We start from the raw sequence: 14,774 nt of genomic DNA, 5'->3' as shown, positions 1-14,774 counted from the left end.
CAACTATTTACCAAAACATGATTTCACTCACAAAAATCCAGGATGCATTTCCCTCGCCTTCATGCCCCTTAGGTAACACCTTTGGATTCTTGACTACAACTTTATAATATCTTGCTTCTGTTTTGGGAATTTCAACGAAAAACCTTTCAATAAGTGGCATATCGTTGGTATTGTCCTTATTTGTTTTCATCGTTCCAATTCGTTTAAAACCAGAGGCTTTATTGTTAGAAGCATAAACCTCTACAGCTGTTGGAAACAAAATCCACTGTTTTGGTTGTCCTAAACAATCGACCGCTATTTTGGTTACGGGCTTTACAGCTCCTAAATCGATAACCGTATTAATATCATTACCCAAAAACCCAGTCCACTTATCATCTTTAAAATTTAAAGTTCCCAATTCTAGATCAAATAGTTTATCGGATCCGGGATATTGTTTTTCTGGTTGATGTGTGATTGTATAATCCGAAACTTTATGGTTTACTTTATAGAAATCACGCTTTAATGTCTCACTTGGATTCCATCCTTTTTTAAAGGCTTTAACTGCAATAGTTGCATTTGTATCAAGCATGATAGGTTTGGTATACTGTAAGGCAGTGGTATCTGGTTCGTCCCCGTTTAAGGTGTAAAATATTTTTGTGTTTCTTAACTTGGAATCGAGCTTAATGCTTATGGTATCAACAAACAATGCCTTTTTTGTTACCATAAAAGGTACTTTTAACTGCGTCGTTTCTACAAAGCCTGTAACACCACTGTTTATCTTAACATCAAAGTCATTACTTAACTTTTGAGCCAGCCTTTGGTCTATTTTTGTTTTCCAGGCATACACGTGCTCGGGAGTTATGGAAGTCAACAAATTCTCCAACCCTTGTTCACTAATATCATTGCCGACAAGATTTAAAATTTTAAGTGCTTTTAAATGTTTTAAGTGTTTTAAAGCTTTATCTGTTATTTGCGTATTATTTAATTCCAGCTTTTCCAGATTCTTTAGTTTTCTCAACCCGCTTGTCATATCGTCGGTTAAAGACGTATTGCTTAGATCCAATTCAACAATTTGATCTTTTAGATCGACCAATGTCTTTACTGCTTCTTTTGCAATTACCTTATTATTATATTTCACCCAAAGTTCGGGTTCTGTAGGCACCAGCTTTCGGACTAAGAAACCTTCGTCTTCTACATCTTGGATAGCTCCTAAGGCAGCTTCCTCGATATGCTTTTCTTCAAAGACCAGATACTTCTTCAATAACTTGTTTAAGGTATCATTTTTTGCGATGGCAACCACTTTATTATCTACCTCTCCACTATTATCTAACCAATATTTTATAAGCCATAACTCATCTTTTGTTAGTTGGGGTTTACCTTCCGGCGGCATATGATCCTCGTCTGAAATGGGAAGCATGATATGCTTGTACAGCAAACTCTCCCTGGAATTCCCCAAAGAGATCACGTCTCCCGATTCACCACCCTCTAGTAAACTTTCTTTAGAAATTAATGCCAAATCCCCTTTTCTTTTTGTGGTATTATGACACTGCGTACATTTATCATCAAATATCTTTAACACCACATTGTCATACATATTTAGACTGTCTATATGCTCTATAGTTTGTAGTTTAGGTGGTGCTTTTATATATTCTGTTAAAAAATTATCACCACGTGTTAAAACACTACCGTAGTGGCCAGCGACACTTATACTAACAATCGTTCCAACAAATAGCGGAAAGAATAATCGTTTTAATTGTTTATTCTCTTTATCACATAATAAAAAAAGCAGCGTAATTAATGTAGCTGATAAGATACCTGTCCAAAAATGGATATCTAGGGTTTTTCCAGAATAACCATCTTCTAAAGAAAGAAAATAACCAAAAACACACGCCATGATTGAAAATAGCGACGAAAAACCTAATGCATATTTTATAATTTGCTTTGGGTAATTCTTTCTTATTCTTCCAACAATATCCAGAAAAAACGTTAACAGCAAGGCTCCTATAGGCAAGTGTAAAATCAACGGATGCAAACGTCCTAAAGCCAGTATTATTCTGGGAACATCATCTCCATTAGAAGCATTGGAATAACCCGATACTAATAAACATACTGCAAATAAAAGACTTTCCTTAAAGTTTCTTAAATCTTTTAACATACTTTCTTTAGTTTAAAATCCATTCATCCATAAACAACCACGCTTTTGTACCATGTCCCTCATGCCATTCTGGTATAGACTGTAAATTATGTACTTCTACCCTTAAAGACTTAACTTCTGCTTCAATAGGAATCTTTACAGTTTCCATTTTTCTTGCCGTTAGGGAATTTAAAGATTTTATAGTTTCTGTTTTCTTGGTAGATATATCTTCGTTTAAAATCACGGTTATAGACTCTGGAGGGAATATCCAAGAGCCTGCATCGTTTAAATAACTTACGGTTAATAATTTCACAAACGTATTGTCTTTAAATGAAACGGTTGCGGAAGCAATGGTATCAAAGCCAACCCATTGGGGATCACTAAAATTCAATGAGGCTTTGGTTTGATTAATTAACGTGTTTTCACCTTGTCCTTTATATTTTTCACTGCTTTTAGAATGCCATACAATAGTATCTGCATCCAGCCCCTTTTTATAGAGTGTCAGCGCGGTAAATTCACTGGGATTCCAATCGGTATGATAGGCCTTAAATTTAAAGGTTCCTGGATTTGACACCTTGATTGGATGTTCATATTTTGTTGTTGACCTGCTAGGCTCTTCTCCATTAGAGGTATAATAAATAGACACGTCGTCCAATTTTAAATTGGCTTTAATAGTAACAAAAGAATCTATTAAGGTACTGTTAGCTACTACTCTGGGCTGTGCCAAACTAACCTGATTGGGTTGTAAAAATTGCGTACTTCTTTTTTGGGTACAGTTAAAAAACACCAAACAATAAAACACCAGTAACAGTCTCATACACGTATTAGTTTTATTGGATAGGTATGACCTGAATTCCATTGTGCTACATACATGTTTTCATCATCATCTATACAGACATCATGCGGGTGTTGAAACAACCTAACCGTTTGGTATAATTCTTCCAATTTGTTATTGGCATATGATGGAGCGGTAGCTCCCGGACAAGAAACCACTTCGTTCTTTTCATTCATAATCAACAAAAAGCCCGAATCGCTATTTGGTGCATTTTTCGATTTTAGGACGGCAAAATAGATGTCGTTCTTATGGATTACCGGTCTGCAGATCAAAGCTCCGGGTACGGGAACCGATTCTAAATAGTTACCTTGTAAATCGAAGCGCTTTAAAATATTTAATTCTCTAGCCGATATTAACAGCGAGGGGTTATTCTTGTCCCTGTTATCGTAACAAATACCATGTGCATTTAAAAACTTGTCATCTTCAATCCCCCTGCCACCAAATATATTGAGCAACTCTCCTTTATGATTGTAATGTGTAATATACTGGTTACCATAGCCATCAGCCACATAAAAATCGCCATTCTCCAAAACGGTTGTTTCTGTTGGCTTGAACTCGTTTTTGTTATTGTATTTTCCAGTATCTGCAGGGTAATTTATTTCAAAAACGACTTTACCATCAATTGTCGTCTTTATGACCTGATGTCGCTCGTAATCGGTTATCAATAAAAAATCCTCACCATTTTCCTTAACTAAAGTAAGACCGTGCCCTCCGGGGTATTCGGTTCCCCAACTTGAAATGAACTTCCCGGACTTGTCGTAAATAATCACATTGTTTTTAGTGTGATTGGTAAGTAAAACGATACGTCCTTTGGAATCCTGTACCATCTCATGGCAGTCTTTAACCGGCGTTTTGGATGCATCCAAATTCCCCCATGCCATATCCACTTTGTAGCGATGCGAATTATGGCCTATTATCACATCACTGTTTGCATTAAAGGAAAAGGCACTACCATACATTGAAGTAGTTAACACACCAAGTGACAATAAAGAGGATTGTTTTAAGAACTTTCTACGACTCATAATTAGTTAAGATAAAAGATCGTGAACAACATGTCCGGATACGTCGGTAAGTCTAAATCGTCTTCCCTGATGCTTATAGGTAAATTTTGTATGGTCAACTCCCATTAGATGCATAACCGTAGCTTGTAAATCGTGTACATGTACCGGGTCTTTTACAATATTATACCCAAAATCATCTGTCTCACCATATGTAAAGCCTGGTTTTACACCACCTCCTGCCATAAACATGGTAAAACATTTAGGATGATGGTCCCTACCATAATTTGTTTCCGTTAGCACACCCTGACTGTAATTTGTTCTTCCAAATTCACCGCCCCATATAACCAAAGTATCTTCTAACAAACCACGTTGCTTTAAATCCATGATTAAGGCTGCTGTCGCCTGATCGATGTCTTTGGCTTGTTTTTCTATCTGTGAAGGCAGATCAAAATGTTGATCCCATCCCATATGATACAACTGAACAAACCGAACATCGCGTTCTACCATACGTCTTGCCAACAAACAATTAGCGGCATAAGTCCCCGGTGTTAGGGCATCCATACCGTACATCTGGATAATATGCTCGGGTTCATCATCAATATTCATGGTATCCGGAACTGATGTTTGCATGCGGTATGCCATTTCGTATTGCGCAATCCTGCTATTTATTTCCGGATCTCCAAATTCTGCTTCTTGCTTCTGGTTTAACTCATTTATATGGTCTAACATCTTTCTACGTTCACTCCTGGACATACCTTCCGGATCCTTAAGGTATAGTACGGGATCTTTACCTGACCTGAACTGTACACCCTGATGCAAAGAACTTAAAAAGCCATTGCCCCAAAGCCTAGAGTATAGGGGTTGTGAAAAAGGTCTCCCGGTACCCCTTGATAGCAGTACCGTAAATGTTGGTAAGTTTTCATTTAGGCTTCCCAAACCATAACTCATCCATGACCCCATACTAGGACGTCCAGCCTGTTGGGAGCCTGTTTGAAAAAAGGTAATAGCCGGATCGTGGTTAATAGCCTCTGTATGCATCGATTTTATAAAACAGAGTTCATCGACCACTTTAGCAGTGTATGGCATCAAACTACTAACCCATGCCCTGGATTGTCCATATTGGTCAAATTTGAAATTACTTCCAACCAGAGGAAATTTATCTTGTCCAGAGGTCATTCCTGTTAAGCGTTGTCCATTTCTGACAGAATCGGGCAAGTCTTCACCCCTTAATTTATCCAATAGGGGCTTATAATCAAAAAGCTCTAATTGAGAAGGCCCTCCACTTTGAAACAGGTATATAACCCGTTTTGCTTTTGGAGCAAAATGTGGCAGTTTTAATGCCAATTCATCCGCGGGATTACTTCCTGCAACAGAACTAAACGGGTCCAACAAAGAAGCAGCGGCTATCCCACCAATGCCTAACCCCATTTTCTTTAAAAAATGCCTTCTGTTATTATTAATAAAATGTTGTGATAATTCTTCCATGGCCTTACCCTTTTATAATAGCTTCATCCAGATTAAAAATCATACTTGTTAAAACGGTGTAAGCATAAACGTCTTTAGATGGCCCCTCTGCTTTTGTTACATCGCTGTTAGTTGTATCGTAACTATCTTTTACATATTCTAGATATTGCACTAATTCGTCTATTTCGTTTTCTTCTGGGAAACGAGAGGTTATTTTTCTAAATATGGTTTTAACGCGTTCCTCGTCTGTGGTTGCTTCATTCTCCAGTGTATTCATAGCCAGATGCTCTGCTGCCTCAATCAACTGCGGATCGTTAAGCATTACCAAGGCTTGTAAAGGTGTGCTTGTTTTTTGGCGCTTCACTTCACAAAAATCCCTGGTAGGTGCGTCGAAAGTCATCATAGACGGAGGGGGAACTGTACGTTTCCAGAACGTATATAAACTACGCCTATAAAGGTTCTCTCCCGTATCGGGTATATACTTTGTAAGCCCCTGACCAGAGGTAGTTTCAGCCCATAACCCTGGTGGTTGATAGGGTTTCACACTTGGTCCACCAATTTTATTAACTAACAAGCCACTTACAGCTAATGCATTGTCCCGGATCATTTCGGCAGTTAGTTTACTACGAGAACTTCTGGCCAGCAAAACATTATCTGGATCGGCTTCTAAAAGCTGTGGCGTAACTTTTGATGTTTGTTGGTAAGTGCTGGACATGACCATGCGTTTATACATTTTCTTTACATCCCATCCGTCTTCCCTAAAGGTAACGGCTAGCCAATCTAACAAATCGGGGTGGGATGGTAGGGCTCCCTGATTTCCAAAATCATCGGAAGTAGAAACGATACCAACACCAAAAATGTGTTGCCACATCCTGTTTACTGCAACTCTGGACGTTAAAGTGTTCCCTTCACTAAAGAACCAATCTGCCAATCCAAGTCTGTTTTTAGGAAGCGAATCGGAGTAAACAAATACGACTTCTGGAGTACTCAAAGAGACTTCTTCTGATGGTGCGTCATATTGTCCGCGCTTTAATATATGTGTTTTTCTATCTGGCGCATCGTCCTTCATAACCATGAGACGTACTTCCTTAATAGAGTCCGGCAAGTTTATAAACGACAGTGTTTCTTTAACCTCTTTGGGCGTTATCTTTACATTAGGCTCGGGTATTTCATTATAATCAATACGCCCTTTTTCATTTACTTTATTAAAAAACCCATAAAAGCCGTAGTATTCTTTTTGTGAAATAGGATCGTATTTATGGTCATGGCACTGCGCACACTCCATGGTTAAGCCCATAAGTGCTTTAGCGGTAGTATTGGCCCTGTCCTTTACGTATTCTACACGGTATTCTTCATCTATCACCCCGCCTTCTTGTGTTATTTTATGATTTCTGTTGAAACCTGTTGCTACAATTTGTTCGAGTGTTGCATCTGGCAATAAATCGCCTGCCAACTGCCATTTTACAAATTGATTGTAAGGCATGTTTCTATTAATAGCACTTATTACCCAATCTCGCCAGGGCCACATAACCCGTTCCAGGTCGTCTTGATAACCGTGTGTATCGGCATATCTGGAGAGATCCAACCAACCTGATGCCATATGCTCTCCGTAAGCAGGAGAGGCCAACAAGTGATCAACTACTTTTTCGTATGCATTTGCATCCTTATCATTTATAAAAGTATCTATTTCCTCTATAGACGGCGGCAACCCTGTAAGATCAAAATATACCTTTCGTATTAGTTTTTCCTTAGTTGCTTTTTCAGAAGGTGCTAATCCTTCTTGTTCTAGACGTTTTGCGATAAAATAATCTATTTCGTTACTAGCCCATTCGGGATTTGAAATGGAAGGCACTTCCTTTTTCTTGGGTGGCACAAACGACCAATGATCTTTCCAAACAGCTCCTTGTTCTATCCATTTGGTAAGGATTTGCTTTTCGTACTCCGACAAAGTAAGGTTGGAGTCTGGTGGTGGCATTATTTGTTCGGGATCGGTACTATTAATTTTAAATACCAATCTACTGGAAGCAGCATCTCCAGGAACAATTGCGTATTTATCTAAATGTTCTCCAATAGCTGCAAAAGCCCCTTCTTTGGTGTCAAATCGTAAACCGGCTTCACGTGTCCCCTCATCGGGACCGTGACAAAGATAGCATCGATCTGAAAGTATTGGTTTCACATGAAAAATAAAATCGACAGTATCTGGAAGCTTCATACCCATGTCTGCCAGCTGCTCTTTTTCCGAACCAGCAGAATTTTCACCAAGCCCCTGATACTGATCTCGAGACATGCTAATACTATACTTTACTAACAACACAATAATGAAGGGTATTGCAAAATATAATATTAAAATCCCCGATTTTTTATTTCCTTGTTTATTTGACATTACTGCTTCCTATTTTGATTTATAATACAATTGAAAGGCCTAAACACTAAAAATCTCACAAAATAACACAAATTACTATTAATCAACACTTTATCTTTTAAATATACAAAATTGCATCCAAAAGATTTCTAATATAAAGACCTCTAATCCACAATTATTTCATCAACAAACAGCCAGGTTCCGCCACCATTTGGAGCTCGCTTTAAATTGATCGCTTTTACTTTTACATAGCGGGCCTTACGCTCTGTAAAACTCACGGTAAACTCTTTTAATTCAGATTTCGAATTTTCAGCATACCTTCTTTCGATTTGTCCAGTTTTTTCAAACGTTTTGCCATCGTTAGAAACATAAACCTCAACAGCAATTGGGAAATAGATACCTGGTCCTTGATTCTCTAAAGTTCCCACTGTTACTTGATGAATGGTCTCTTCATTTTCTAAATCAATCGTTACTTCCATATCTTTTCCTATCCATGCCTGCCATTGCCCATCATGGAAATTTTTTGATCCGCGTAATGCATTTACCATTCCAAAGGCACCGGCTCCTTGATAGCTATCACTATACTTCTCTTTGTATTCAACTCTTTTACCAACCGCTTTATGGAATTTTATTGTTTCATCAAATGCTTTACCTACTGGTTGCTCTTCATCGAACAAAGAGGCTCTTATACGTGTTGTTTTGGTAAGTTTTATCGGTTTCATATATTTTTCCGAACTGGCATTTACTTCACTACCATCAATGGTGTATCGAATATCTGCTGAAGGAAACTCATTCTTTAAAACAACGTCCACTACCTTTTCTTCAATATTTACTTTAGCTTCAGACGTTACCAAATAGGCACTTTTTGCATAGTTGATGCCTAATTGTTTGTATCTTTTAAACATGGTACTTATACGCGACGAAAAATCTTCCCAATTCCGCAACTCTTTAGGGCTCCAAACGGTTTCGGATAAAGCGGCCAATCTTGGATATATCATATACTCAGACTGTGCTTCGGTTGGAATAAATTCTGCCCATAAATTGGCTTGACCTCCCAACACATGCTTAGCTTCTTCTGGTGTCATGGTATCGACTACCGGATCGAAGGTATAAACCTTACTTAAGGGTGTAAACCCTCCCCAAGCAAGTGGCTCGTAACTTTGAGGGCCCTGATAATGGTCAAAATAGCAATGCGTTCCGGGTGTCATTACCACATCGTGTCCTTGCTTTGCTGCTTCTACGCCTCCTTTTACACCACGCCAACTCATAACTGTAGCATCAGGTGCCAGTCCGCCTTCTAAAATCTCATCCCAGCCTATTAGTTTTTTGCCATGGGCATTAATGAATTTCTCCATACGTTTTACAAAGTAACTTTGCAATGCTTCTACATCGTGCAATCCTTCTGTTTTCATTCGCTTTTGACAATGCGGACAGGTTTTCCAATTGGTCTTTGTTGCTTCATCGCCTCCTATATGGATGTATTTAGAAGGAAAGATTGCCATCACCTCGGTAAGGATATCTTGTAAAAACTCGAATGTGCTATCCTTTCCTGCGCAATAAATGTCTGTAATAGGCCAAAGTCCTCCAGACGGTACACCTACAGGTTTCTCTAAACAGGAATATTCTGGATAGGATGCAATAGCACTGGTAACGTGTGCTGGCATTTCGATCTCCGGTACGATCTCTACATTTTTGGTTTTTGCGTAAGCTACCAGTTCTTTTAATTCTTCTTGTGTTAAAAAGCCTCCATAGGTTCCTTTTTCTCCCGGTTTGGTTGCTAATCTTGCATTCCATGCCAAGTGTTCCTGATCCACACGCCAAGCTCCTACTTCGGTAAGTTTTGGATATTTTTTTATTTCTATACGCCAACCTTGATCATCAACTAAATGCAAATGCAATACATTCATTTTGTGCATTGCTAATCGATCTATGGTCTTTTTAAGATACTCCTTACCAAAAAAATGACGGGACAGATCCAACATTAAACCACGCCACTTAAAACGTGGTTGGTCCTGAATCAGAACATTAGGGATGACCCAGTCGATGTTACTTACAACTTCTGGGCTTTCAATAGCTACAGGCAATAACTGACGAACAGTTTCCAAGCCATAAATAAATCCTGCATTTGCACTGGCACTAATATTTATATGATTTGAAGTTACTTCTAATTTATAGGCTTCTTCTGCAAGTTCGTTGGCTGTTATAAATTGAACATAATTTTTTGAAGGGGCACTATTTGTTACACTGGGAGTCCATCCCGCGGCTTTTTGAAACTTAGCTAATAGCGCCTCTGAAATAACCTTTTGCGTTTCGTCTGAAACGACAAACTGTGTGCTCTCAGAAAACGCAAAACCACCTTCTTGTAATGTTACCTCAGCTGGCTTCGGGATTATTTGAATATCACTTTCGGTAAATGAAACGTGTTTTGTCTGACATGCGAACAACCCTAAAAAAAGAGCTACAATAACTAATCTATATGTTTTAACCATTCTATTTTTATTTCTATTTTTCATCCCAAGTCATTTTAAATGAGGCATCTTCCATCCTGTTTCCTTTTTCTGCATCGCAAACGGCATAATTAAATCCAGATCGCAAGCTGTAACCTCCGTATTCACCATTTTTGTTAACAGCTATAAACCCTACTTGAAGATACTCCATATCTTTATGGTTTTGGTGTTTATTAAAAATGCGTTCTACAATAATTTTACATGCTTCTTCTGGCGATTTCCCCATACGCATTTGTTCTACTACCATGGCACTACCTGCAGTTCGTATTACGGCTTCTCCTAAACCTGTAGCTGCTGCCGCTCCTACTTCATTATCTAAAAACAACCCAGCTCCAATGATAGGTGAATCGCCAACGCGTCCATGTAGCTTCCAAGCGGCTCCACTGGTTGTACATGCCCCTGACAGGTTACCGTTTTCATCCAAAGCCAGCATACTAATGGTATCGTGATTCTCGATATTTATAACAGGTTTATACTTCGATTTTTCGAGCCATTTTTTCCAATCCTTTTCAGATTCAGGCGTTAGCAGGTTTTCCTCTTTAAAGCCTTTTGATAATGCAAAATTCAGAGCGCCTTGGCCTACCAACATAACATGGGGCGTTTCTTCCATAACCTTTCTAGCTACCGAAATAGGATGTTTAATCCCTTGTAAAAATGCTACGGAACCACAATTACTATCGGAGTCCATAATACAGGCATCGAGCGTTACTTTACCTTCTCTATCTGGTAAACCACCGTACCCTACACTACGTTCTTTCGGGTCTGCTTCAGACACTCTAACACCGGCTTCTACGGCGTCTATCCCAGTTCCACCACCGCTAAGTGTTTTCCAGGCCGCTTCATTTGCCGGAAAACCGTGTTTCCATGTTGAAATAATTACCGGTTTGCGCTTACCTTGGTCAATTGGCTTGTTGGTAGCTGCTATGGTTTCTTCTTTCGCCCCTTCTTTACATCCTATTACGGTACTTATTCCTATAGTTCCCAAGGCCGCTTTTTTTATAAAATCTCTTCTATCTGACATGTATTTCCTTATTAATTGTATATTTTTGATGATAAGGCCATTGTGTAGTTGCTATTTTTAGCAGGTTTATTGCCCATAACAAAACGTAAGGTGCCTCCGTTCATAATTTCTTTATGTGTAATATAGTTTCGCTTTATTTTTTTTCGATTTAAAACTATCGATTGGATGTATTTGTTCTCTTCTAAATCATTAACAGTCTCTATGACAAACGATCTCCCGTTTTCTAAATTAATCACCGCTCTATCAAAAATAGGGGAGCCAAAGGCATAAATCCCTTGCGCTGGATTTACAGGGTAAAAGCCTAATGAACTAAACACATACCAGGACGACATTTGTCCGCAATCCTCATTACCGCAATGTCCGTTAGGTGTGTTTTTATATTGGGATTCTAAAACATCTCTAATAATCTCTTGTGTTTTCCACGGTTTACCTATATAGTTATAAAGGTATCCAACATGATGGCTTGGTTCATTGCCATGGGCATATTGCCCAATCATGCCGGTACTAAAAATGGGCAACTTATCGGTAGGCAATGGATTTAATGTAAACATAGAGTCCAGTTTCTTTTCGAAAGCCTCATTACCCCCAACAGCTGCAATTAATCCTTCAATATTTTGGGGTACCGACCACATATATTGCCATGCATTACTTTCACAGAAATATGGTGTATACTCTTTTGGAACAAATGATTTTATAAAGGAACCATCCTCAAATTTTGGACGCATAAACGTACTTTTCGAATCATATACATGTCTCCAATTTTCGGAGCGCTCCATAAAATAATCATAATCATCCATTTCTCCTAAAGCCTTGGCAAATTGTGCAATGCACCAATCATCGTAAGCGTACTCTAAGGTTTTTGAAACCGACCAGTTCTCGTGATGTTCATCTATAGGAACATAGCCCAATTCTTTATAGTCTTCAATTTGACGGGCATCGTCCATAGCACTGGCCTTACAAGCCTCGTAAGCTAGTTTAACATCAAAGCCTTTAATGCCTTTAAAGTAAGCATCAACGATAACGGGAACTGCATGGTAACCAATCATCATATTGGTTTCATTGCCTTGCATAGACCAAACAGGCAGCAAGCCTGTTTCTTTATAATGCGCTAATAGTGACCGCATCATATGTGACACTCTAGCAGGATGCATAACAGTATACAATGGGTGTGCCGCCCGATAGGTATCCCATAAAGAAAATGTATCGTATCTATTAAAATCTTTGGCTTTAACAATGGTATCGTTGGCCCCTTTATAATCGCCATTAAGATCACTTAGCAAGGTGGGTGCCAACATAGATTGATACAGCATGGTGTAAAAAATCTCCTTTTTGTCTGGTGCGCTGGTTTTAATCTCTATTTTTTGTAATTGCGCTTCCCAAATACTATCGGCTGCTTGTCTATAGGCTTCAAAATTAAAATGTGGAGCCTCAATGCTTAGAGACTTTTTTGCGCCTTCAATACTCGCTGTTGATAAACCTGTTCTTAAAACAATTGTCTCATCAGTTTCTGTCTTATAATTTAAAACAACTTTGGTATTCTTACTACTAGCACTACCTTTTACAAGGGAATCTCCTTTATAAAGCTGATACGAATCAAATGGTTTGGATAATTTAATTTCAAAATAAATGCGTTGGTCTTTTGCCCAACCAGTTGATTTTCTATAACCTTGAATTGTGGTATCATTAACGATCTTTATACCTGTATCGGTTGGAGCATCCCAGTTAAGGGCATAGCCCAAATCGATATGGATTTGCGACAGTGAATCTTTAGGAAACTTGTATTTGTGTATTCCTGTTCTTGCGGTTGCCGTAAGTTCTGCTTTTATGCCATAGTCTAAAAGATCAACCGTGTAATAGCCTGGTGCTGCAGCTTCCTTTTTATGGGAAAATTTAGAAAAGGGTTTAAAATTGTTGGCTTCTATACGTTCGTTAAATCGTCTATTGGTGGGCATTACCAGAATATCGTATAAATCGCCAGCACCTGTTCCTGTTAAATGGGTATGGGAAAATCCGGTAATTATGGAATCCTGATAATAATAGCCCGCTATCCGGTCCCAACCAGGAATACCAATATCGGGGCTTAATTGCACCATTCCAAAAGGCACTGTTGCTCCGGGATAGGTGTTCCCGGGTCCTTCGGTTCCTATAAATGGATTTACAAAGGAGGTGCGTTTTAATTTCGTTTCATGGGCCTTTTGGGCACAATTAAAAAAAAGTGCTGTTATTGCTACAACAATGAAACTATATTTACGCATAATCTTATTCGATAATCGAGATTTAAATACTCTGAGACTTGCTCCGAGGCAGTTTACTTTCTTATATCTTCTTTTGCTTCTTTAATTACTTTTAAATGATCTTCTTTTAATGCTGGTCCATCAAAAAATGTTACACCCTTTGCGCCATTATCCTTTGCTAAATAAATTGCTTCTTTTAATTCATCGGCCGATGCAAAAGCCGGTAAAAAGACACCTGTATTGATACCTGTGTTCATTTCTTCAACATCACTAACGCCTTGCTTGGTAGCATAGCCTATCCAATCTATTTCTTCATTGTAAAATCCATGGTATATCATAGGGTAGACTTCATCTATATCCCATTTATCCCAACGTTGACGTACCATATGGTCTGCCATTTCTGGATAGGGAAACACGGCTGCTGTTAAGCGTTTATTGTATTTGTGTACTATTTTATAGGCATCATCTACAACGGATTTGATTGCATTTAACCTAAAGTTCTTCCACTCCATATCAATTGCCGTATTTTCACTTTCTTTAGGGTTTTTATGGTGTATTTTTTCGAATTCGCTAATACACACATCGCAATAACAAAAGTCGTATTCTGCCATTTCGGTGTCTTGGGTTAAGTTATATTTGGGCAATAAACCAATCGGTAAAAAAATGTCTGGGAAACGGATATAATCCAAATGCACACTTTCTATGCCATCCACTTTTGCCAAACCTTCTACCAAACCTAAAACATGATTACGCGACTCTTTTCTGGTTGGGCATAACCACTGGTAGTATCCTACATAAGGGCGGTGGTCGAAACAGGATTTTCCATCGCGACTTACAACGTACCAATCGGGGTGTTTTAAAGCCACCGTATCGCCCGGACGATTCATAGCCATAATCCACGCGTGTACTTTTAACCCTGCTTTATCTGCTATAGGTACTAATCGCTTCAATTCTACAGGATCGGTACCGGTGTTTATTAAAACCTCATCGATCCCTGCATCGCTATACTTTTTAAATTCCTCGGCATAGGCTTCATCCGATTTTCCCTTTTTTGAAGTAATCCAAACACCAAATTTAAATGCTTCTTTTTCTGGCTCTTCTTGCGTTATATGAGCTGTATTTTTTTCACTTTCCTTTTGGTTACATGAAACAAAAAGCAAGCTTATTGCAAATAATAATATGTATTTCGTTTTCATTTCTAAATGTTTTTATCATTGAACTCATCTTTTAACTTAAT

The 14,774-nt window shown here is 38.5% G+C and carries 9 protein-coding genes; all 9 read right to left on the bottom strand.

Annotated features, from left to right (window positions below; all coding sequences use genetic code 11):
• Window positions 1–7: 7 nt before the first annotated feature.
• The 9 genes from JF259_RS04900 to JF259_RS04860 all read right to left on the bottom strand — a co-directional run bounded on the left by JF259_RS04900 (window position 8) and on the right by JF259_RS04860 (window position 14,733).
• Entirely contained in the window at window positions 8–2,134 is a 2,127-nt protein-coding gene (locus JF259_RS04900; protein ID WP_199113986.1) for an FN3 associated domain-containing protein, read from the bottom strand.
• Between the two features lie 7 nt (window positions 2,135–2,141).
• Window positions 2,142–2,930, bottom strand: a complete 789-nt coding sequence (locus tag JF259_RS04895; protein WP_199113984.1) for a chitobiase/beta-hexosaminidase C-terminal domain-containing protein — start codon at window positions 2,928–2,930, stop codon at window positions 2,142–2,144.
• Window positions 2,927–3,970: an NHL repeat-containing protein gene (locus JF259_RS04890; RefSeq protein WP_199113982.1), complete on the bottom strand. Its 1,044-nt coding sequence runs from the start codon at window positions 3,968–3,970 to the stop codon at window positions 2,927–2,929. Before JF259_RS04890 ends, JF259_RS04895 begins: the two co-directional genes overlap by 4 nt.
• A 6-nt stretch (window positions 3,971–3,976) precedes the next feature.
• Window positions 3,977–5,434: a DUF1501 domain-containing protein gene (locus tag JF259_RS04885; RefSeq protein WP_199113980.1), complete on the bottom strand. Its 1,458-nt coding sequence runs from the start codon at window positions 5,432–5,434 to the stop codon at window positions 3,977–3,979.
• Between the two features lie 4 nt (window positions 5,435–5,438).
• On the bottom strand, window positions 5,439–7,796 hold the full coding sequence (locus JF259_RS04880; protein WP_233164111.1) for a PSD1 and planctomycete cytochrome C domain-containing protein: 2,358 nt from the start codon (window positions 7,794–7,796) through the stop codon (window positions 5,439–5,441).
• A gap of 143 nt (window positions 7,797–7,939) precedes the next feature.
• Window positions 7,940–10,288, bottom strand: coding sequence for a glycoside hydrolase family 20 protein (locus tag JF259_RS04875; RefSeq protein WP_233164109.1), 2,349 nt, complete (start codon window positions 10,286–10,288; stop codon window positions 7,940–7,942).
• Window positions 10,278–11,303, bottom strand: coding sequence for a N(4)-(beta-N-acetylglucosaminyl)-L-asparaginase (locus JF259_RS04870; RefSeq protein ID WP_199113978.1), 1,026 nt, complete (start codon window positions 11,301–11,303; stop codon window positions 10,278–10,280). Before JF259_RS04870 ends, JF259_RS04875 begins: the two co-directional genes overlap by 11 nt.
• An 11-nt stretch (window positions 11,304–11,314) precedes the next feature.
• Window positions 11,315–13,558 carry a GH92 family glycosyl hydrolase gene (locus JF259_RS04865; protein ID WP_199113976.1) on the bottom strand — a complete coding sequence of 748 codons (2,244 nt, stop codon included), beginning with the start codon at window positions 13,556–13,558 and terminating at the stop codon, window positions 11,315–11,317.
• 53 nt (window positions 13,559–13,611) lie between these two features.
• Window positions 13,612–14,733: a putative glycoside hydrolase gene (locus tag JF259_RS04860; RefSeq protein ID WP_199113974.1), complete on the bottom strand. Its 1,122-nt coding sequence runs from the start codon at window positions 14,731–14,733 to the stop codon at window positions 13,612–13,614.
• Window positions 14,734–14,774: the final 41 nt, after the last annotated feature.

The sequence above is a fragment of the Snuella sedimenti genome, from assembly GCF_016428595.1.
Taxonomy (GTDB): domain Bacteria; phylum Bacteroidota; class Bacteroidia; order Flavobacteriales; family Flavobacteriaceae; genus Snuella; species Snuella sedimenti.
This window is presented reverse-complemented; position numbering and strand designations above follow the sequence as displayed.